A 19,413-nucleotide genomic window follows, 5' to 3' on the forward strand; every position below is an offset into this window, starting at 1 on the left:
TCAAACTGCGTTATAGTTCTTTATGCGTAAAGTCGCTTTCAGCAAAGCAAAAAGCTCCACGCTTTACTAAAGCCCCACTTGTGGGGTAACCCCAACTCCCTTAAAATCCCTCGTCTGCTTGCAGTTGCGAGTGTAACGAAGCAAAATCCCCTCTCTCAGAACGTATTAGCTATAAAGGTTGATTGGTTTATTTGAGTTTTGGTTTATTTCTAACTTACAACCTCCACTCAATCCCTACATTACCACTCACACCTTCTTTCTTACCGCTTAATCCTTTGATTCCTAGATCAAGAGTAAGTCTATCACTATTTGTAAGTGGTTTTAGTTTGATACCAGCTTCAATGCTCCCACTACTTCCTTGCATATCAGTAGGATCTATCTCATAGTTATAGCTTAGGTTATATCCTTTTTGTTTAGCATCAAACTCATATTCATAAGCTGCCCCAGTATATAAAGTAGTACTCTCTTTAATCTCATAATTATATCTAGCTCCAAGCTTAGCTATAAAAGAGTTAAATGTATCAAGCCTAAATTTATCATTAGTACTCATATCTACACTATCACTTCCTACTCTAGTATAATATAGCTTTGTATAGATATCTAAATTTGATCTATTATCAAGTTCTATTATATTACCCACTCCAAGAGATAATCCATAATAAGCTCTTTTAGAATCAAAGCTAGCACTTATCTTATTGCTACTATCTCCAAAATCATCACTTTTAAAATCACTCTTAACTTGACCAAATTTAATACTATTATCTATATAGAAGTTATTTACTAGATTAGTCTTACTCATAAGACCAAACCCGAAGTATGAGTTATCTCCACTTCCTTTTATATCTCCACTATCAAAGCTATTAAAGCTATCATACTTACCATATCCAGCTTCAAAGAATGCTGAGTATATAAAGCTATCATTTGCTCTTTTACTAATAGTGGCTATTAGTCCTATCATATTAGAATCTACATAGCTTCCTGTATTACTTTTAATACTACTTGCTCCCATACTTCCACTACTAGCTTCACCAAAACCATTAAAGCTTAAAGAGTTTATAGCATTTAACGCACTATCTACTTGCTCACTACTTGATACAGCACTTAGTGAGCTTGAGATTGCTCCTTCATTTATGGCTTTTTGTTTTTCATTGGCACCAGCTTTTGTGGTGGTGGCGACTAGTTTTTTGTCACTGTCTTCAAGGGCGACACTAAACTCATAAACATTACTAATGCCTTGATAGGCTGTAAATTTATCATTGATATTTAAAGGGGCGTCTATAGTATCATTTAGAGCATTTATAAGAGTAACCTTATCACCAGTCTTTATAGCTAGAGTGTTGCCATCCATTACTCCTATGCCGATTTTGACTTGATTAAGCCTGCTAACATAATTTGAAGCCAAGATTATATCATTTGCTTTAATATTATTTGAAAGATAAAAGTTTACAAACTCGAAGTATCCCACATGTTGTACCGTTATATCTTTTGTTCTTAAATTTAGCGTATTGCCTTTAATTGAGTATTCAAATGTTGTTAGATTGTCTTCAGCTTCTCCACCAAATAATCCAGCACCAACTCCAAATATTGGATTGCCAGATATATTTATAGTATTATTGATAGCCAAGCCTGATTTAGTAACTCCACCATAGACAAAGCTATTTATAGTTCCACCTGAGATATTGATTGTATTTCCAGTGGCATTGCCTGAGCGAAAGGATTTTCCACCATAAATCATTCCATTTATAGTTCCACCAGAAATGTTTATAGTATTTCCTGTGATGTCGCCTAAGCGACTATCTCCACCATAGACAGATTCAATAGTTCCACCAGAGATGTTTATAGTATTTCCAGTGACTGAGCCTGAATCGCTATATCCACCATAGACCAAGTGAATATTTCCGCCAGAAATATTGACTATATTTCCAGTGACTGAGCCTGAATCGCTCTCTCCGCCAAAGACATCATTTACTGCTCCACCAGATATATTTACTGTATTTTCATATACGTTTGTATTATCACTATATCCGCCAAAGACATTATTTACAGCACCACTAGTGCTTTTTACGGTTATGGTATTGTTATTTGTAGAGTTGTTTGGTGCTAGGGCATTACTCAAATTACGTGAGCCAATTGTTATAGTTGTCGGTGCAAAGGTTGTTGGATTAGTAGTGCCACCTACTGGGTCATAAATGAGTGTGTCAGCTAAAGCTGAGCTGACTGCTAAACTAGTGGCTAGAAGTAGGGGGGGGGTAAAGGCTGAGTTCTTAGGCATATTTTTTCCTAATTGTGAATTTATATTGTTTAGCATTATACATTAAATTTATAAGTTAAGATTTAAATTTGGGTAGAAGTTTTGTAAGAAATTGTATTTTTGATTTCAAATACTTTAAAACTCTAATCTAGTGTGGCTTATCCTAAGCCCTTTTAGAGTTTATCAGCATTTTACATTTTTGGCTTTTGCATCTTGGGATTCTCTGAAAAACTCAGCCCTGGAGAGTGGCTTTTCTCCTGGATGATGTTTTTTGAAATGCTCCAAGTAAGTATCATACTTGCGAAGCCCTATAAGTGGATACAGGGCTTCATCGAGCTTTTCGTATGCTTGCCAAACTTTTTGGAGTTTAGCAAATAGCTTCACTATAGTCGCTCGCTTTTTTGTATTCGCTTTCGTTTAGTGGATAAGCTTTTGCATTGCCATCTTTGTAAATTCTCATGCAAATCCTGATTGTCTGAACTGCGACAACAACGACAACTATCATAAATAATCCACATAAAACAGCGTCTATTATGTTGTTTCTGATGACTGCTTCAGCTTTAGCTATGGCAGCTGGATCAGTCATATTGGCTAGTTTGGCTGCTGTGTTTTGTGCAGTGGCGACGTGGCTAACTGCGTCATGAACTCTTTCGCCGTTGGCTGGAAGAAGCTTTTGGAATGCAGCGTACATCGTAGTGACAAGAACCCAAATAAGTGGAACTATAGTCACCCATGAGTATCTTGCTCTTCCCATTTTGAAGATTACGACAGTTGCAAGCATTAGCGCGATGCCAGCTAGCATTTGGTTTGCAGCACCAAATAAAGGCCAAAGTGTATAAATACCACCCATTGGATCAGTTACACCGCTATATAGCAAGTATCCCCAACCAGCCACGCAGATGATAGTAGCCACGATACCCCAAAGCCAGCTTTTTGTATCTGCCATTGGTTTGTAGATGTTGCCAAGTATGTCTTGGATCATGAATCTACCTGTCCTTGTGCCTGCATCAACTGCTGTAAGGATAAATAACGCTTCAAATAAAATAGCGAAGTGATACCAAAACGGCATAGAAGCAGCGCCACCCATAAGCTCAGAAAATAGTATAGCTAGACCCACGGCAAATGTAGGAGCACCACCAGTTCTACTCATCATAGTCTCTTCGCCTACGCTTTTTGCTAAATTTAGTATATCTTCAGGCGAAATGCTAAATCCTAGTTGAGTGATTTTGGCTGCTGCTGCGACAACATCAGTGCCAAGACCGCCGATATTGATAGAAAAATAAAGTCCTGGAGTAAGGATAGTAGCAGTCACAAGAGCCATAACGCCAACAAGGCTTTCCATAAGCATAGAGCCATATCCAATAAATAGAGTTTGACTCTCTTTTTCTACCATTTTTGGAGTTGTTCCACTAGATATTAGAGCGTGGAAACCAGATATTGCACCACAAGCAATAGTGATGAAAAGGAATGGAAATAGTGGCCCTGCAAAAACTGGACCAGTGCCATCTGTAAAGCTAGTAACTGCTGGCATTTGCAAGCTTGGTCCGATGATAACTATCACGATAGCCATGCCAGCTATAACGCCGATTTTAAGGAATGTACTTAGATAATCTCTTGGAGCTAGTAAGAACCAAACTGGCAAGATAGCAGCGATAAAACCATAAGCTATAGTAAGCCAAGCTAGAGTTGTAGCTTTGAGAGAGAATACATCTTTCCAAAACGGATCAGCTGCGACGTAGTGACCGCCCCAAAGTGAGATGATAAGAAGCACAAATCCTATAACAGAAGCTTCTATAACCTTGCCAGGACGTAAATATCTCATGTAAATTCCCATGAAAATCGCAATTGGAATAGTCATAGCTATAGTAAATAATCCCCAAGGAGAATCAGCTAAAGCCTTTACAACAACCATCGCAAGGATAGCAACAATAATAAGCATAATGAAGAAAATACCTATCATAGCAACGCCACCAGTAAATGCACCAAGCTCTTCTTTAATCATCTCACCAAGGCTCTTGCCGTTTCTTCTAACTGACAAAAACAGCACGACGAAGTCATGCACAGCGCCAGCTAAAACAACACCCACCAAAAGCCAAATCATACTTGGCAAATAACCCATTTGAGCTGCCAGTACTGGACCTACTAACGGACCAGCTCCAGCGATAGCTGCGAAGTGGTGACCAAATAATACATATTTATTTGTAGGAGTGTAGTCTTTGCCGTCATTCATTGTATAGGCTGGAGTAGCACGCCTATCGTCTAGCATCAAGACCTTTTGAGCTATGAATCTGCCGTAAAATGTATAACCTATAAGATATATACAAACGCTAGCAAGAACGAGCCAAATAGCACTAATGCTTTCGCCCGTGTGAAGTGCTAAAACTCCAAAAGCCCAAGCACCAACAATCGAAACTAAAAGCCAAATCAACTTCTGATATAGTTTCACCAGATATCCTTTTGTTTGAGATAATTTTTATTATTTTGTTATATTTTTACTTAAAGTTTGATATTAATCATAATTAATTTAAATATTTTGGAATTAATTGTGTAAATTTTACACAATTCTTACAATAACTTAATAAATTTTTAAAAGAATTATTAAAGTAAATTTACAAAAGTGTTAAATTTGATCTGCATTGATTGAAGTTGTCGTAAAAATAAAATAAATATTTACATTACGGTTTAAAAATTTGGTAAAATGCAAAAAATGAAATTTAAAGTAGGCAAAATATGATAAATATATCAGTAAATTCAAATATTGTTAGCGTAAAAGAAAATACAAATTTACGTTATTGGCTTGAGCAAAATGGCTATAAAATGGATTTTATCGCTGTGGAAATCGGCGGAGAAATAGTCAAAAAACAAGATTGGGATAGCTTCTTGCTAAGAGATGGACTAAGTATAGAGATAGTGGAGTTCGTCGGTGGCGGATGAGAGCGAAATTTAATAAAAGTCTTGACAAAGATTAGATATCTAACTATAATTACGCCTATGAAAAACAAAAAATCAAACAAAATGACAATATCTTTGGTATCTAAGCTAAGAGACGCCGCAAATCAGTTTATTATATCTAAGCTAAGGGCAAATGGTCTTGCAAATATATCGCCTAGCCACGGAGACATTTTGGCTATACTTTTTGATGAAAAACCTCACGATATGACAGAGATAGCAAAACGTATTTGCAAGACTAAGCCAACGGTGACAATTTTAGTAGAAAAGCTCGAAAACAGCGGATACATACAAAGGGTCAAAAGCGATAATGATGCAAGGGTTAGCCTTGTATATCTTAGCCAAAAAGGCGTCCAGTTAAAGCCGATTTTTTATCAAATTTCTAAAGAATTAAATAGTGTTGTTTATAAAGATTTTTCACAAATAGAAGCTGAAATTTTAGATAAATTACTAGAAAAGGCTATTTTAAATTTTAATCAGGGATAATTATTTTTATTTTAATAGTTAGATATCTAATTAATAAAAGGCTGTGCCAACACTGGTTGGCTTACCAAATTTAAAAATAAGGATTAGACGTGATGAACACAGAAAAAAACTATAAGGTAGTTTCATTAAAAGACGCTGGAAGATGCGAGTTTCATGATGAGTTAAATTTGACAGGTTGTGAAATGTCGATCAATTCGCTTCCAAGTGGCATAAGTGTGCCGTTTGTGCATTCTCACAAACAAAATGAAGAGCTGTACATAGTGCTTGAAGGAGCTGGAAAAGCATACATTGACGGCGATGAGTTTGAGATCAAAAAGGGTGATATTTTGCGCTTAAATCCAGCTGCAAAACGCTGTTTTAGTGCTTCAAAAGATAAGGGAATTAAGTTTATTTGTATTCAAACAAAGGCAAATTCGCTAGAGCAATTTAGCATGAATGACGGAGTCATAAACGACGAAAAACCAAGTTGGCTTTAAGCTTGATTGTAGCTAAGAAATCTTAGCTACTATATACTTTTGCCTTGCAAAAACATCTTTATACGCATTTTATAGGCGTTTTTAATATGCTCTTTTGCAAATTTTTGAGCCGATTCTTTATCGTGGTTTTTGAGTGCTTCGATGATTTTAAGATGTTCGTCGTGAGCCTCTTTTTGGCGAATTTCATCGCTCAATGTGCTTTTACCAAGAAGCAAAAGCGTGTTTGTCAGCTCGTTTATCGTTTTGATTAGAAATTTGTTGTGAGCGCAGCGAAAAAGCATAGAGTGAAAAACCCTATTATTTTGGACTATATCAGCTGGATTTGTAAGTTCTTTTTCTTTATTTATAATCTCTTCAAGGGCGTGGATTTCGATCTCGTTTGCATGCACTGCAGCAAAAGCAGCAGCCGTACCTTCTAAAATTTCACGCATTTCGTAAAGCTGAGTTACTGAGTTTTCATCTAAAACAGAAATCCTAAGTCCATCAATGCTAGATTCTATAAGTCCTTCATTTGCCAAAAGCGTAAGAGCTTCGCGAACGGGTGTACGTGAAAAGCCAGTTTTGGTCGCGACATCTTCTTCTTTTATCCTATCGCCAGGTTTTAGGGTTGAGTTTTCTAGTGAATTTATAAAAAAATCATAAATTTGAGTTCTTGGGGATTTTGTTTTTTTCATTTAATAACCCTTTTTTGTGTAATAATACCTAAATTTTGTTAATTCTACAAAAATTAAAATCAGAATTAAGATATATTTTTTATATAAATTTCAGTTTGTAACCAAAAGATAACAACACTATGTAAAAAAGTAACACATAATAAAATTTATTTGTATTTTTTTGTATCCAAAAGAATACTTTAATAAAATCTTTGTAATTATGTAAGCATAAAGTACAAAATATAGGAGAACAAAGTGAAAGAAGATTTAGAGTCAAACTCGCTTAAACGATCCAAAAGCAAAGAAGCTGGAAAGATTTTTAAAGTAGCCAGCGGCAACTTTATGGAGATGTATGATTTTGCTGTTTATGGATTTTACGCAGCTTTCATAGCTCAGACATTTTTTCCATCGGACAATGAATTTACTGCGGTTTTAAAAAGTTTCATTGCTTATGGAGTTGGATTTTTGATGCGTCCGCTTGGGGCTGTTGTGCTTGGTGCATTTATGGATAAACATGGTCGCAGAAACGGACTTTTGCTTACATTAAGTATCATGGCTATTGGAACATTTTCTATCGCAGTCTGTCCAAGCTATGAACAAATCGGTATCTTAGCCCCGATAATTGTCGTTTGCGGTCGTTTGCTTCAAGGATTTTCAGCTGGGGCTGAGGTCGGTGGAGCTAGCGTTTATCTAGCTGAAATAGCGCCAAAGGGTCTTAGGGGATTTTACGTAAGTTGGCAAAGTGGTAGCCAGCAAATCGCAACAATATTCGCTGGGCTTGTTGGGCTTGGTATGTATTATTTGCTTGGCGATCAGCTTACTGGCGAGTGGGGTTGGAGAATTCCATTTTTGATCGGCTGTTTGATTATACCATTTATAGTGTATATTCGTCGCTCTTTAGAAGAGACGCCTGAGTTTAAGGCTATTGGACACAAAGCTCCAAAGACCTTTAAAGCGATGATGAGTAGCGTAGCGCAAAACTGGAGAATCGTTGTTTTAGCAGTTATGTTTGTCATGATGACGACTGTTACATTTTATTTTATCACAGCTTACACGCCACGCTTTGCGACTAGAGCTCTTGGTCTAACCAAACTTGACGCATTTACGCTCACAGCGATAATTGGTTTAAGCAATCTTTTTTGGCTTCCATTTTCTGGATATTTGGGCGACAAAATCGGTAGAAAACCTATAATTTTAGTTATGACAACGATAGGATTATTCACAGCTTATCCAGCTCTTAGCTTCCTTACAAGTGGAGATACGAGCTTTGGTAAGATTGTTATGGTTGAGCTTTGGCTTAGTTTTATTTTTGGAGCTTATAATGGCGTTATGATAGTATCTTTATCTGAATTTATACCAAAAGAGGTAAAGGCGCTTGGATTTAGTTTTGCTTATTCAATCGCAGTTGCGGTGTTTGGTGGATTTACTCCTGTTGTGAGTGAGATTTTGATCGAAAATACTGGCAATCCAGCAAGTCCAGCGTACTGGCTGACATTTGCGGCGTTTTGTTCTTTTATAGCTTCATTGATAATCTTTAAAAAAGGTGGAATTTACGATAAAGCAAGGAGTAATGCATGGGAGAAATAAATTGTGATATTTTGGTAATTGGTGGTGGAAACGCTGCGCTTTGTGCTGCTATCAGCGCTAAGGAAAATGGTGCAGATGTAGTAATGCTAGAAAGCTCACCAAAAGCGTGGCGTGGAGGCAACTCTCAACATACTAGAAATTTGCGCTCCATGCACTATGGGCCAACTGATGTTTTAACTGATACTTATAGTGAAGATGAGTTTTTTGAAGATATTTATAAAGTGACAAAAGGTCAGACAAATGAGGAATTTGCTCGCTATGTCATCAAAAATACTCCTGAAGTAGTCAAATGGGCAAAAAGCCATGGCGTGAGATTTCAAGGCTCATTTGGTGGAACGCTTCAGCTTGGCCGTACAAATGCGTTTTTCTTAGGTGGTGGTAAATCACTAGTAAACTCATATTACAAAGAAGCCAAAAAAATGGGTATCAAAGTGCTTTATGAGCATGAAGCACTAAGCCTTGATATCCAAAAAGAATATATCGGCGTGAAAGTTAAAGACCACGCAAATGCTCAAATTTTAAACTTCAAAGCAGATGCTTGTGTCATCGCAAGTGGTGGATTTGAGTCAAATTTAGACAAATTACAAGAGGCTTGGGGCAAACCAGCTAAAAACTTTTTGATTAGAGGAACTAAATTTAACCAAGGTAAAATGCTTTTCGCGTTAAAAGATGCTGGAGCAAAAATAATCGGCGATCCGACTCAAGGTCACATGGTCGCAATCGATGCAAGAGCCCCAAAATACGATGGTGGAATCGCTTCTCGCGTGGATTGTGTGAGTCTTGGAATCGTGGTAAATAAAGAAGCTAAGAGATTTTATGATGAGGGTGAGGACTTTTGGCCAAAACGTTATGCTATCTGGGGAAGACTAGTTGCGTCTCAAGAAGATCAAATTGGCTATTCTATCACAGATCATAAGGTGTTAAAACGCTATATGCCACCACTCTTTGAGCCTGTTGTCGCAAACTCACTTGATGAACTTGCTGATAAAATGGGGCTTGACGCGGCGGCTTTGAGAAAAACTGTTGATGAGTATAATGCCGGCGTGGTTGAGGGTAAATTTGACCATACTGTGCTTGATGATTGCCACACAGAGGGTCTTGAGGTGAATAAAACTCACTGGGCTCAAAAGATCGACACTCCGCCATTTTACTGCTATCCGCTCCGTCCTGGTGTGACATTTACCTATCTTGGAGTCAAAGTCACAAAAGAAGCAGCAGTGGTAATGGAAAATGGTGAAGTGTGTAAAAATTTATTTGCAGCTGGCGAAATAATGGCTGGAAATATCCTAAGTCAGGGATATTGCGCTGGATTTGGTATGAGTATCGGATCTGTGTTTGGGCGTATAGCTGGGCGTGAAGCGGCGAAATCAAGGGAGCAAAAATGAACGAAAATGAAGCATTATATAATAAAGCAATTAGGTTAAGTCAAATTTGCAATGCTTGTAGGTATTGTGAGGGCTTTTGTGCGGTGTTTCCAGCGATGGAAAAAAGACGCGAGTTTCATATAAAAGACGCTGATTATCTAGCAAATTTATGTCATCAGTGTGGCGAGTGCTTGTATGCTTGTCAGTATGCGCCACCTCATGAGTTTGATCTGGACGTGCCGCGTGATTTTGCAGCAGTGAGAAAAGAAAGCTACAAAAAATTCGCAACGCCTAAGTTTTTGGGTGTGGCGTTTGAAAAGGCAGGACTGCTAACTTCTATACTTTTGCTTATCGTTTTAGCGGCGTTTTTAGCTCTTGGAAGCGGCAATCTAGGCAAAGACGCAGCTGGGAATTTTTACGAAATAACAAGCTATAAAACAATGGTCGGCATGTTTGGATTTTTTGCAGCGATTTCGTTTTTGATGATACTTGTGAGTTGCTTTAAATTTACAAGTCATATCGACTTTAAAGGTGTTAAATTTGTTGATTTTATCGGTGCTTTAAAAGACGCTTTAAGCCTCAAACACCTTGGCGGACACAACTATGAAGGCTGTACATTTCCAAATGGCGAAGATAGATCAAATTTGCGTCGTTATTTTCACCATTTTACATTTTATGGATTTATGCTTTGCGTCGGAGCTACAAGTGTGGCAGCGTTTTATGACCATTTCTTGAGCTACCATGCCCCATATCCATTTTTCTCAGTTCCAAAACTACTTGGTACAGTAGGCGGAATCGCTCTAGCTATTGGATGTACTGGACTTTTTGCTATGAAGCTAAAAGCCGATCCAGATTTGCTTGATGCAAAGAGTTTAAATATCGATTATGCTTTAATCTTTATGCTGTTTTTAAGTGCAATTAGCGGGCTTTTGCTTATGATTTTTAGGGATAGCGCAGCTCTTGCTTATCTTCTTATTTTGCATTTAAGTGCGATTTTAAGCTTTTTTATCATAGCTCCATATTCAAAGATGATGCACCTGTTTTATCGCTATTTAGCGCTTGTCAAAAACGCTAAAGAGTGTAGAACGCATGCTTAATTGAAAGGCAAAAATGGAAAAACCAATTGATAAAAAAACTAATTGGATGCAAATAATTGGTCTATTTAGCGGAATTATTGCAGCTATTTTAGTCTATGTATTTTTCCCAAGCGACGCAGCTGAGATCGTAAACTCAATGGACGCAGCCAAAGAGGCAATGGCTAAAGGCAAATCCCTAAACACAGAGGCGATGGCGATTGCAGCAGCAGTTGCTATTTTGATGGGAATTTGGTGGATGAGTGAGGCAGTGACACTTGCGGTTACTGCTTTATTACCGCTTGTTTTATTTCCTATTTTGGGTGCTGATACATTCAAAAATGTAGCCGCTCCATATGCAAATGACACAATATTTTTATTTATGGGTGGCTTTATTTTGGCTTTGGCAATGCAAAAATGGAATTTACATACCCGCATTGCAATCGCTATTGTGCTAATGGTCGGAACCTCTCCACGCCGTTTGGTCGCTGGTTTTATGTTGGCTACTGGTTTTATTACGATGTGGGTTAATAATACTGCTACAGCAATCATGATGTTGCCTGTGGGCTTATCTGTATTACACTTAGTAGAAAAACTTCGCAACACTCCAATAAGCGGAACCGTTGAGGGCGATATGAAGCATCTTGATGAAATAAGCCAGCAATCAACCCAAGGTGGCGTCGTAAGCACAATCGCACACAAAGCAGAAGATGTAATAGACAAAGTAAAAGAAAGAACCACAGCTTTTAGCACAAATTTTGGTATTTCATTAATGCTAGGAATTGCTTATGCAGCGACAATTGGCTCAACTGGAACCATAGTCGGCTCTACTTCAACTGCATTTTTTGTGGGACATATGCAAGAAGTTTATGGCATAGAAATCGGCTTTGGCGAGTGGATGCTTATGGGACTTCCATTAAGCATTCTTATGATGACTTTTTGCTGGTTTTTGCTTACTTTTGTGATATTTCCACCTGAGATGAAAGACATTCCTGGTGGCAAAGAGATCATCCGTGAAGAGTACCGCAAACTTGGCAAAATCAACATAGCTGAGATTTCGGTCGGTATAATCTTTGTTTCTGGCGCATTTTGTTGGATTTTTTTAGGTTTTATATTGAAGTATTATGATATCAAAATATCTTCGCTAAATTCACTAATTGCAATCTCTATGGCGATTTTATTTTTCCTAATTCCTGCTAATCGCAGTGGATAGCGTTTGATCGACTGGTCTACAGCCAAAAAGCTTCCTTGGGATATGTTGATATTATTTGGCGGCGGTTTGGCTCTTTCGGCTCAACTTAGCAAAACTGGTCTATCTTTATGGATAGGGCATTTAGTGCAAAATTTAAGCGGAATGAATGTTATATTAATCATTGTAATTGTTGCAGCGCTTGTGATTTTCCTAACTGAAATAGTATCAAATACCGCAACAGCAGCGACTTTCATACCTATCATAGCAGGCGTGGCACTTGGGCTTGGATATGAAGGGCGTGATATTATGGTTGTTACGATTCCTGTGACACTAGCGGCGATTTTTGCCTTTATGTTGCCTGTGGGTACGCCCCCAAATGCGATCGCTTACGGATCTGGATTTGTGCGAATGAAAGATATGATTAAGGCTGGATTTTGGCTAAATATAGCTGGAATTATAATAATCACGCTAATTACTTGCACAATGGGAATGTGGGCTTTTGGGCTTAAATTCCACTAAGCCAAATTTAAAAACCACGAGCTTTCGTGGTTTTTCTAACTTTTATCGTTAAATTATCTTTAAATAAGACAAATAAAATCCAGATTTAAATAAAACTTACTTTATATAAGCTATAATTCCAAGATGAAAAATATAATAGTAAACTCAAAACCATACCAAACAGGTGCAAATGATATGCAAAGCCTAAAAGCTGAGCTAAATATCAGCGATGAATTAGTCATCTATAAAGGCTTTAGCGTAAGTGAAAATTTAAGCCTAAATGATGGCGATAGCATAGTTTTTATAAAAAAAGGTGAGATGCCTCCACTTGAATGCTTAAAAGAGATGATAGCAGCTCGCAATAGTCCAGAGGTAAACACTGCACTAAACTCGGCAAAAGTCGGTGTAGCTGGGCTTGGTGGGCTTGGTAGCAATGTGGCTATTGCACTAGCTAGAGTAGGGGTAAGCTACTTGAAACTGGTCGATTTTGACACGGTTGATCCATCAAATTTAAACCGCCAACAATACTTCATAAAAGATATTGGCAAATTTAAAACTGAAGCTTTGAGCGATACTTTAAAACTGATAAATCCATTTGTTAAAGTGGAGTTTGAAACTGTAAGATTGGATGAAACAAACGTAAATTTAGTCTTTGAAAACTGCGATATAGTCGCTGAATGCTTCGATAACCCACAAAGCAAAGCGATGATAATCAACAATCTAAACAAAACAATAGTCGCAGCCAGCGGAATGGCAGGATATGGCAGAAGTGACGAGATAAAAACCATAAAAATGGCAAAAAATTTATATGTTTGTGGCGACTTGAAAAGTGCTGCGATGATAGGAAATGGTCTGATGGCTCCACGCGTTGGGATTTGCGCGATGCATCAAGCAAATAAAATTTTAGAAATATTAATTGATAAGGTAAAAGAAAATGGATAAATTTATTTTAGGCGGTGTGGAGTTTGAGTCGCGTTTTATCATGGGTTCTGGCAAATTTGATCCAGAGCTTATAAGTGCTTGCGTAGATGAGGCTAAGACGCAGATAGTAACGCTAGCTTTGAGACGTGTAAATAAAGATAAAAACGAAAGTATAATTGAATTTATACCAAAAAATGTAACACTTCTGCCAAACACAAGTGGCGCAAGAAACGCTGATGAGGCTGTGAGAATAGCAAGGCTAAGCCGTGAGCTTGGATGTGGAGATTTTGTCAAAATCGAAGTCATAAAAGATAGCAAATATCTATTTCCAGATAATTATGAAACCATAAAAGCCACGCAGATTCTAGCAAAAGAGGGCTTCAAGGTGCTTCCTTATATGTATCCAGATTTAAACGTGGCAAGAGAGCTTGCTCAGGCTGGAGCGGCTGCTGTTATGCCACTAGCTGCGCCTATTGGCTCAAATAAAGGTCTTATAAACCGCGAAATTATTCAAATTTTAGTAGATGAGATAAAGCTTCCTATCATCGTAGATGCTGGGCTTGGCAGACCAAGTGACGCTTGTCTTGCTATGGAAATGGGGTGCGCAGCAGTCATGGTAAATACTGCTATTGCTACTTCAAAAGATATAAGGCTTATGGCAATGGCGTTTGGTGAGGCTGTAAAGGCTGGAAGAAATGCTTACCTTGCTGGTCTTGGAAGAGTGAGCGCTAAAGCAGATGCTAGCTCGCCTTTGACTGGATTTTTAGGTGAAACAAATGCGTGATAGAACAGACCATATGAGATATTTGCCTAGCCAAGAGGTCATCAGCCACGAGATTATGGATAGGATTTTGGGCGAGAGAAGTAACACGGATTTTACTAAATTTAGCAGTGATGACGTGCTAAGAGCTATTGGCAAAGAAAATAGAAATATAGATGATTTTAAGGCACTTCTAAGCCCGGCTGCGGCTCCATTTCTTGAAGAAATGGCTCAGGCTTCAAAGGCTATAAAAGAGCGTTATTTTGGCAAAAATATCTATCTTTTTACTCCACTTTACATAGCAAATCACTGTGATAATCACTGTGTTTATTGCGGATTTAACGTGCATAATAGCATAAAAAGAGCCCAGCTTGATGAAGATGCTATCATAAAAGAGCTTGAAAATATAGCAAAAAGCGGGCTTCAAGAGCTACTCATACTTACAGGCGAAAGCCAGAGCAAAACGCCAGTAAGCTACATAGGAAGAGCTTGTGAGCTAGCCAAAAAATACTTTAATGTAGTTGGTGTTGAAATTTATCCACTAAATTCAGATGAATACGCATTTTTGCATAAATGCAGAGTAGATTATGTGACTGTTTTTCAAGAGACGTATAATCCAGTAAAATACGAAAAAATCCACCTTGAGGGCAATAAAAGGATTTTTCCATATCGCCTAAACGCCCAAGAAAGAGCCTTAAAAGGCGGTATGAGAGGAGTTGCTTTTGCAGCTTTGCTTGGGATTGATGAGTGGAGAAGTGACGCGCTTTGCACTGGACTTCATGCATATTTGCTCCAAGCAAAATATCCAGCAGCTGAGATTTCGCTTTCAGTTCCACGTCTAAGACCTATCATAAACAACGCCAAAATCAATCCAAAAGATGTCGGCGAGCGTGAGCTTTTGCAAGTTATCATGGCTTATAGAATGTTTTTACCTTTTGCAAATATTACTCTTAGCACCCGTGAAAATGCACACTTTAGGGATAATGCCATTAGGCTTGGTGTGACAAAAGTCTCAGCTGGCGTGAGTGTGGGTATCGGAGAACATGGTGGCAAAAACCAGGGCGACAAGGGCGACGGACAGTTTGAGATAAGCGACTCAAGAGATGTCGTAGCGATGAGAGCTAGCATCAAAAATGCTGGTCTTGTGCCCGTGATGAGTGATTACATCTATGTTTAGTTTGCAAAAAGCGGAATAGCTAAAAAGCTAAAATCTTGCATTTCAAAGAGCTTGGCAAATTCACTAAATTTGACAAATTCTGCTTTGTTGAATTTAAACAAATACTCACAGCCAAGCTCATTAAAGTTTTTTTGGATTTCTTCAAGATTTTCTTTGTTGAAATAATGCTCAAACCTAGCTATAAGCGTAAATGGCACAAAAAATACGCACTCATCTTTTATCTCAAATTTAATTAAATTTGCAGCATTTATGGCTAAATTTACACTGCTACTATAAGCCCTTACTAGTCCACCAACGCCTAGCTTTATCCCGCCAAAATATCTCACGACAAACACGCAAGTATCGATAAGCTCAGCCCCACGAAGAGCGTCAAGACAAGGCGGCCCAGAGCTACCTTTTGGCTCGCCATCATCGCTTGAGTTTTCTACTATTTGGAAGTATTTGTTGTAGTGTCTATAAGCCCAAACTATATGCACGGCTTTTGGGTGCTCGTCTTTTAGCATTTTATGCACGTCTTCAAACTCGCTAAAAGGGCAGATGTAGCTGATAAAATTTGATTTTTTTATCTCTTGTTTTTGTGTATAAATATCATTTACTATAAACATAAGTTTTATTTTATCAAAATAAATTTAAATTTCAACGAATTTAAGGTAAAATCGAACAAAAATTTACAAAGGCAAATAATGATACAAACTTGCTTATTTCCGGCTGCTGGATATGGAACTAGATTTTTACCAGCGACAAAAAGCTTACCAAAAGAGATGCTCCCGATCCTCACAAAACCGCTCATTCACTATGGCGTGGACGAGGCTAGGGAAGCTGGCATGCGAAATATGGCATTTGTCACAGGGCGTGGAAAACGTGCTTTGGAGGATTATTTTGACATAAGCTATGAGCTAGAACACCAAATAGCTGGAAGCAACAAAGAGTATTTGCTAAGTGAAATCCGTGATTTGATGAGTTCTTGCTCGTTTAGTTTCACAAGACAAAGTGCGATGAAAGGTCTTGGCCACGCGATTTACACAGGCAAAAATCTAGTCGGCGATGAGCCTTTTGGCGTGATTTTGGCTGATGATTTGTGTGTGAATGAAGATGGCGTAAATGTGATGAGCCAAATGACGCAAATCTATGAAAAATACCGCTGCAGCATAGTCGCAGTGATGGAAGTGCCAAAGCAAAATGTAAGTAGTTACGGCGTGGTAAATGGTAAATTTATCGAAGATGATTTGATGATGGTGAGCGATATGGTAGAAAAACCGGATCCAAAAGACGCTCCAACAAATTTAGCAATTATTGGTCGCTATATTTTGACGCCTGATATTTTTGAGATATTAGAGACTACAAATCCTGGCAAAAACGGCGAAATCCAAATCACTGACGCGCTTTTAAAACAAGCTCAAAACGGAATGGTTCTAGCGTATAAATTTAAAGGTCGTAGGTTTGATTGTGGCTCTGTGAGCGGGTTTGTCGAGGCTACAAATTTTTTCTATGAGCATGACAATGGTAGTAAATGAGCTAAAGTTTCCAAGACTTGATCTTGAAAATATAAATGCTTATGCAAGAAGAATGAATGACGAGCTAAAAGACGGCAAGATAGGATACTATCATTTGCCTAAATTTGGCGAAGAGATAATCCCAAAAATAGCTAGTTTGAAAGGCAAATTTAAAAAAGTTGTTTTGATAGGGGTCGGTGGAAGTTCGCTTGGCGTAAAGGCGATTTATGAGATGCTAAATTTGGATTGTGAAATGGTTTTTTTGGATAATCTTGATCCATTTAGCATAGAAGAAAAGCTGGCAAATTTGGTTTTTGATGAGAGCCTTTTTATACTTTCTAGCAAGTCTGGAACGACTATTGAGCCAATTAGCATTTATAAGATTATTTTGGCTAAATTTAACCCAAAAACTTATGAAAACTTCATAGTCATAACCGACCCACAAAGCAAGCTTGAAGAGTATGCGAAACTTCATAATATAACTGTTTTTAATATCCCAAAAAACGTCGGTGGGCGTTTTAGCGTGCTTTCAGCTATCGGGCTTGTGCCGCTTGGTATTTGTGGTGGTGACGTCTCGGCTTTACTTGATGGGGCAAATGCTTGTAAGAAGCATTTTATGGATGGCAAGGATGATACGATTTTGCAAAAAGCCTATCACTACGCTACGCATCCAAATGCCAAAATCAACGTTTTGTTTAGCTATAGTGACCGTCTAAAGAGCTTCAATGATTGGTATGTGCAGCTGTGGGCTGAGAGTCTTGGCAAGAAGCGTGGATATAAAAGAGTAGGACTCACGCCAGTTGGGCTAGTAGGCAGCAAGGATCAGCACTCGTTTTTGCAGCTTATAATGGAAGGAGTCAAGGACAAAACAGTGACTTTCATAACGCTTAAAAATCACGCTCCAAGTCTAAAAGTGCCAAATTTAACTCTTGAAAATTTAAGCGGCTGTGATTTTGTAAATGAGCTAAGCTTGGACGCTGTGTTTAACGCTCAAGCAAACTCAACCATGCAAGCTTTGCTTAGCGAAAATATTAGCATTGATACTATAAATTTAGATAGCTTAGATGAGTGGCACATCGGCTGGTTTATATACTATTATGAGCTTTTGACAAGTGCTACAGGCATTATGCTTGGGATTAATACATACGACCAGCCAGGAGTGGAAGTCGGTAAAAGAATACTAAAAAATTTACTATCTAAAAATAAAAATTGATTAGAAATATTGCCTTTAAATTTGTATGAAATTTAGACATCAAAGGCTCAAAATTTGGGTCTTGGTTACTTTATATTTACCATTTAAGCTATATAATTAAATCAAGTGAAAAAGTATACTCTAAATAATAAAAATTCTTAATTAAGATTTATTTTCTTTTAAGAATGATTTGGTATAATTCCACAAATTAAAAATAAAGGATACAAAATGACAAACGTAGTTAAACAACTTAACCAAATCCAAGCTGACGCTCATGCGTTTTTTATAGCTTTCCATGACTATCACTGGAATGTAAAAGGTCTTCAATTTTACGCTATTCATGAATACACTGAAAAAGCTTATGAAGAGATGGCAAGCCTTTATGACGACGTGGCTGAAAGAGCTATTCAAATCGGTGGAAAAGCAGTTTTAAAAGCTGAAGATTTAGTAAAAATGGGTGCAAAAGCTCCGGTATTGCAAAAAGATAGCTATACTCCAACTGAGGTTCTTGAAGAAGTTAGAAAAGCTTATAAATACCTTGTAGAAGAGTTCAAAAAGCTTGAAGATGTAGCTGAAAAAGCTGGCGATACAACAACTTCAAACATAGCTCAAGATCATTATGGAGATTATGAGAAGAAAATTTGGATGCTTAACTCAACTTTAGCATAATTTTTTACTTGATACTTTGATAATTAGGCGGAAATAATCCGCCTTTTATCTATCTTTCTACTGCTTCAACATCTATATTTATTTTGATTTTGTCACTAAGAACTGCATTTGAGCTGCTAGGTGCAAAACTAAAATCGCTTCTTTTGATTTCGCCTTCTAAGCTAAATCCTATTACGTTTTTGCCTTGCATATTTTTAGCTTTTCCGCCAAATTCATAGTCCAAAGTAACTGGTTTTGTAACGTTTTTTATAGTCAAATTTCCTATTACTTTGCCTTCATTTTTGCTATCTTTTACAAATTTTTCCATGACAAATTTCATATCTGGATATTGCTTAGAATCAAAAAAATCAGCTTGTTGTAGGTGATTATCCCTAGCATCATTATCAGTGTTTACTGAGCTTGTTTTTATCGTAGCACTTAGAGAGTTTATGACTCCATTATCTAAATCTATTTGAGCGTTAGCATCGCTAAATTTACCATTTACATTGCTTATGCTTAGGTGTTTTACTTTGAAATTTACATTTGAATGAGCTTTGTCAAGATCGTAAATCGCAGCATTTGCAAGAGAGCAAAGACACAAGGCACAAAGTGCTAAACTAAATCGTTTTTTCATTTTTTTCCTTAAAATTTTTGTTGGATTATGATAGGGGTTTAGTTTAAACATTATGCCAA

The 19,413-nt window shown here is 37.6% G+C and carries 18 protein-coding genes and 1 pseudogene; 13 read left to right on the top strand and 6 right to left on the bottom strand.

Features of this window, described 5'->3' with window-relative positions; all coding sequences use genetic code 11:
- Positions 1-214: 214 nt before the first annotated feature.
- The 3 genes from CIG1485E_RS02370 to CIG1485E_RS02380 all read right to left on the bottom strand — a co-directional run bounded on the left by CIG1485E_RS02370 (position 215) and on the right by CIG1485E_RS02380 (position 4,700).
- Entirely contained in the window at positions 215-2,272 is a 2,058-nt protein-coding gene (locus CIG1485E_RS02370; protein ID WP_038453316.1) for an autotransporter outer membrane beta-barrel domain-containing protein, read from the bottom strand.
- Positions 2,273-2,434: 162 nt separating this feature from the next.
- The gene (gene kcuS, locus CIG1485E_RS02375) at positions 2,435-2,635 is read right to left on the bottom strand and encodes a KCU-star family selenoprotein (protein WP_038453318.1); all 201 of its coding nucleotides are present in this window, start codon (positions 2,633-2,635) and stop codon (positions 2,435-2,437) included.
- On the bottom strand, positions 2,619-4,700 hold the full coding sequence (locus tag CIG1485E_RS02380) for a carbon starvation CstA family protein (RefSeq protein ID WP_038453320.1): 2,082 nt from the start codon (positions 4,698-4,700) through the stop codon (positions 2,619-2,621). The genes kcuS and CIG1485E_RS02380 overlap by 17 nt, the downstream gene beginning before the upstream one ends.
- Before the next feature lie 281 nt (positions 4,701-4,981).
- Here CIG1485E_RS02380 and thiS point away from each other — a divergent pair, with 281 nt between their 5' ends.
- From thiS to CIG1485E_RS02395, 3 genes are all read left to right on the top strand, one after another.
- Positions 4,982-5,185, top strand: coding sequence for a sulfur carrier protein ThiS (gene thiS / locus CIG1485E_RS02385; protein WP_038453323.1), 204 nt, complete (start codon positions 4,982-4,984; stop codon positions 5,183-5,185).
- A gap of 21 nt (positions 5,186-5,206) precedes the next feature.
- A complete protein-coding gene (locus CIG1485E_RS02390; RefSeq protein WP_144242168.1) occupies positions 5,207-5,686 on the top strand; it encodes a MarR family winged helix-turn-helix transcriptional regulator in 480 nt (159 codons plus the stop codon).
- 92 nt (positions 5,687-5,778) lie between these two features.
- Positions 5,779-6,162, top strand: coding sequence for a cupin domain-containing protein (locus CIG1485E_RS02395; protein WP_038453328.1), 384 nt, complete (start codon positions 5,779-5,781; stop codon positions 6,160-6,162).
- Between the two features lie 29 nt (positions 6,163-6,191).
- On the opposite strand, the gene CIG1485E_RS02400 is transcribed toward CIG1485E_RS02395, so the two are convergent.
- On the bottom strand, positions 6,192-6,836 hold the full coding sequence (locus CIG1485E_RS02400) for a GntR family transcriptional regulator (protein WP_038453330.1): 645 nt from the start codon (positions 6,834-6,836) through the stop codon (positions 6,192-6,194).
- A 234-nt stretch (positions 6,837-7,070) separates the two neighbouring features.
- Between CIG1485E_RS02400 and tcuC the strand changes: the two genes are divergently transcribed.
- The 7 genes and pseudogenes from tcuC (at position 7,071) to thiH (ending at position 15,387) form a co-directional block, all read left to right on the top strand.
- Entirely contained in the window at positions 7,071-8,402 is a 1,332-nt protein-coding gene (gene tcuC / locus CIG1485E_RS02405) for an MFS transporter (protein ID WP_081867123.1), read from the top strand.
- Positions 8,390-9,787 (top strand): FAD-dependent tricarballylate dehydrogenase TcuA, encoded by a 1,398-nt coding sequence (gene tcuA / locus CIG1485E_RS02410; RefSeq protein ID WP_038453332.1) that lies wholly within the window; start codon positions 8,390-8,392, stop codon positions 9,785-9,787. Before tcuC ends, tcuA begins: the two co-directional genes overlap by 13 nt.
- Entirely contained in the window at positions 9,784-10,863 is a 1,080-nt protein-coding gene (gene tcuB / locus CIG1485E_RS02415) for a tricarballylate utilization 4Fe-4S protein TcuB (RefSeq protein ID WP_038453334.1), read from the top strand. The genes tcuA and tcuB overlap by 4 nt, the downstream gene beginning before the upstream one ends.
- 13 nt (positions 10,864-10,876) lie before the next feature.
- A pseudogene (locus CIG1485E_RS02420) lies at positions 10,877-12,550 on the top strand (DASS family sodium-coupled anion symporter).
- A gap of 123 nt (positions 12,551-12,673) precedes the next feature.
- Positions 12,674-13,471, top strand: a complete 798-nt coding sequence (thiF, locus tag CIG1485E_RS02425; RefSeq protein WP_038453336.1) for a sulfur carrier protein ThiS adenylyltransferase ThiF — start codon at positions 12,674-12,676, stop codon at positions 13,469-13,471.
- Positions 13,464-14,234: a thiazole synthase gene (locus tag CIG1485E_RS02430; RefSeq protein WP_038453338.1), complete on the top strand. Its 771-nt coding sequence runs from the start codon at positions 13,464-13,466 to the stop codon at positions 14,232-14,234. The genes thiF and CIG1485E_RS02430 overlap by 8 nt, the downstream gene beginning before the upstream one ends.
- Positions 14,227-15,387, top strand: a complete 1,161-nt coding sequence (gene thiH, locus CIG1485E_RS02435; protein ID WP_038453340.1) for a 2-iminoacetate synthase ThiH — start codon at positions 14,227-14,229, stop codon at positions 15,385-15,387. The genes CIG1485E_RS02430 and thiH overlap by 8 nt, the downstream gene beginning before the upstream one ends.
- Here the strand turns inward: thiH and CIG1485E_RS02440 are convergent.
- Complete coding sequence (locus CIG1485E_RS02440; RefSeq protein WP_038453342.1) at positions 15,384-15,992, bottom strand: IMPACT family protein; 609 nt, start codon at positions 15,990-15,992, stop codon at positions 15,384-15,386. The two genes, thiH and CIG1485E_RS02440, sit on opposite strands and share 4 nt — an antisense overlap.
- 78 nt (positions 15,993-16,070) lie before the next feature.
- Between CIG1485E_RS02440 and galU the strand changes: the two genes are divergently transcribed.
- The 3 genes from galU to CIG1485E_RS02455 all read left to right on the top strand — a co-directional run bounded on the left by galU (position 16,071) and on the right by CIG1485E_RS02455 (position 18,741).
- On the top strand, positions 16,071-16,901 hold the full coding sequence (galU, locus tag CIG1485E_RS02445; RefSeq protein WP_038453344.1) for a UTP--glucose-1-phosphate uridylyltransferase GalU: 831 nt from the start codon (positions 16,071-16,073) through the stop codon (positions 16,899-16,901).
- Positions 16,888-18,093: a glucose-6-phosphate isomerase gene (locus tag CIG1485E_RS02450; protein WP_038453347.1), complete on the top strand. Its 1,206-nt coding sequence runs from the start codon at positions 16,888-16,890 to the stop codon at positions 18,091-18,093. The genes galU and CIG1485E_RS02450 overlap by 14 nt, the downstream gene beginning before the upstream one ends.
- Positions 18,094-18,300: 207 nt before the next feature.
- On the top strand, positions 18,301-18,741 hold the full coding sequence (locus CIG1485E_RS02455) for a Dps family protein (protein WP_038453349.1): 441 nt from the start codon (positions 18,301-18,303) through the stop codon (positions 18,739-18,741).
- 49 nt (positions 18,742-18,790) lie between these two features.
- On the opposite strand, the gene CIG1485E_RS02460 is transcribed toward CIG1485E_RS02455, so the two are convergent.
- Positions 18,791-19,354 (bottom strand): YceI family protein, encoded by a 564-nt coding sequence (locus CIG1485E_RS02460; protein WP_038453352.1) that lies wholly within the window; start codon positions 19,352-19,354, stop codon positions 18,791-18,793.
- Positions 19,355-19,413 lie beyond the last annotated feature (59 nt).

The sequence above is a fragment of the Campylobacter iguaniorum genome (assembly GCF_000736415.1).
Taxonomy (GTDB): domain Bacteria; phylum Campylobacterota; class Campylobacteria; order Campylobacterales; family Campylobacteraceae; genus Campylobacter; species Campylobacter iguaniorum.

What these genes read in the sequence shown, in the direction of transcription:
- CIG1485E_RS02370 (WP_038453316.1), bottom strand. Translation starts at nt 2,272, where the DNA reads ATGCCTAAGAACTCAGCCTTTACCCCCCCCCTACTTCTAGCCACTAGT.
- thiS (WP_038453323.1), top strand. Translation starts at nt 4,982, where the DNA reads ATGATAAATATATCAGTAAATTCAAATATTGTTAGCGTAAAAGAAAAT.
- CIG1485E_RS02395 (WP_038453328.1), top strand. Translation starts at nt 5,779, where the DNA reads ATGAACACAGAAAAAAACTATAAGGTAGTTTCATTAAAAGACGCTGGA.
- CIG1485E_RS02400 (WP_038453330.1), bottom strand. Translation starts at nt 6,836, where the DNA reads ATGAAAAAAACAAAATCCCCAAGAACTCAAATTTATGATTTTTTTATA.
- tcuA (WP_038453332.1), top strand. Translation starts at nt 8,390, where the DNA reads ATGGGAGAAATAAATTGTGATATTTTGGTAATTGGTGGTGGAAACGCT.
- tcuB (WP_038453334.1), top strand. Translation starts at nt 9,784, where the DNA reads ATGAACGAAAATGAAGCATTATATAATAAAGCAATTAGGTTAAGTCAA.
- thiF (WP_038453336.1), top strand. Translation starts at nt 12,674, where the DNA reads ATGAAAAATATAATAGTAAACTCAAAACCATACCAAACAGGTGCAAAT.
- CIG1485E_RS02430 (WP_038453338.1), top strand. Translation starts at nt 13,464, where the DNA reads ATGGATAAATTTATTTTAGGCGGTGTGGAGTTTGAGTCGCGTTTTATC.
- thiH (WP_038453340.1), top strand. Translation starts at nt 14,227, where the DNA reads ATGCGTGATAGAACAGACCATATGAGATATTTGCCTAGCCAAGAGGTC.
- CIG1485E_RS02440 (WP_038453342.1), bottom strand. Translation starts at nt 15,992, where the DNA reads ATGTTTATAGTAAATGATATTTATACACAAAAACAAGAGATAAAAAAA.
- galU (WP_038453344.1), top strand. Translation starts at nt 16,071, where the DNA reads ATGATACAAACTTGCTTATTTCCGGCTGCTGGATATGGAACTAGATTT.
- CIG1485E_RS02450 (WP_038453347.1), top strand. Translation starts at nt 16,888, where the DNA reads ATGGTAGTAAATGAGCTAAAGTTTCCAAGACTTGATCTTGAAAATATA.
- CIG1485E_RS02455 (WP_038453349.1), top strand. Translation starts at nt 18,301, where the DNA reads ATGACAAACGTAGTTAAACAACTTAACCAAATCCAAGCTGACGCTCAT.
- CIG1485E_RS02460 (WP_038453352.1), bottom strand. Translation starts at nt 19,354, where the DNA reads ATGAAAAAACGATTTAGTTTAGCACTTTGTGCCTTGTGTCTTTGCTCT.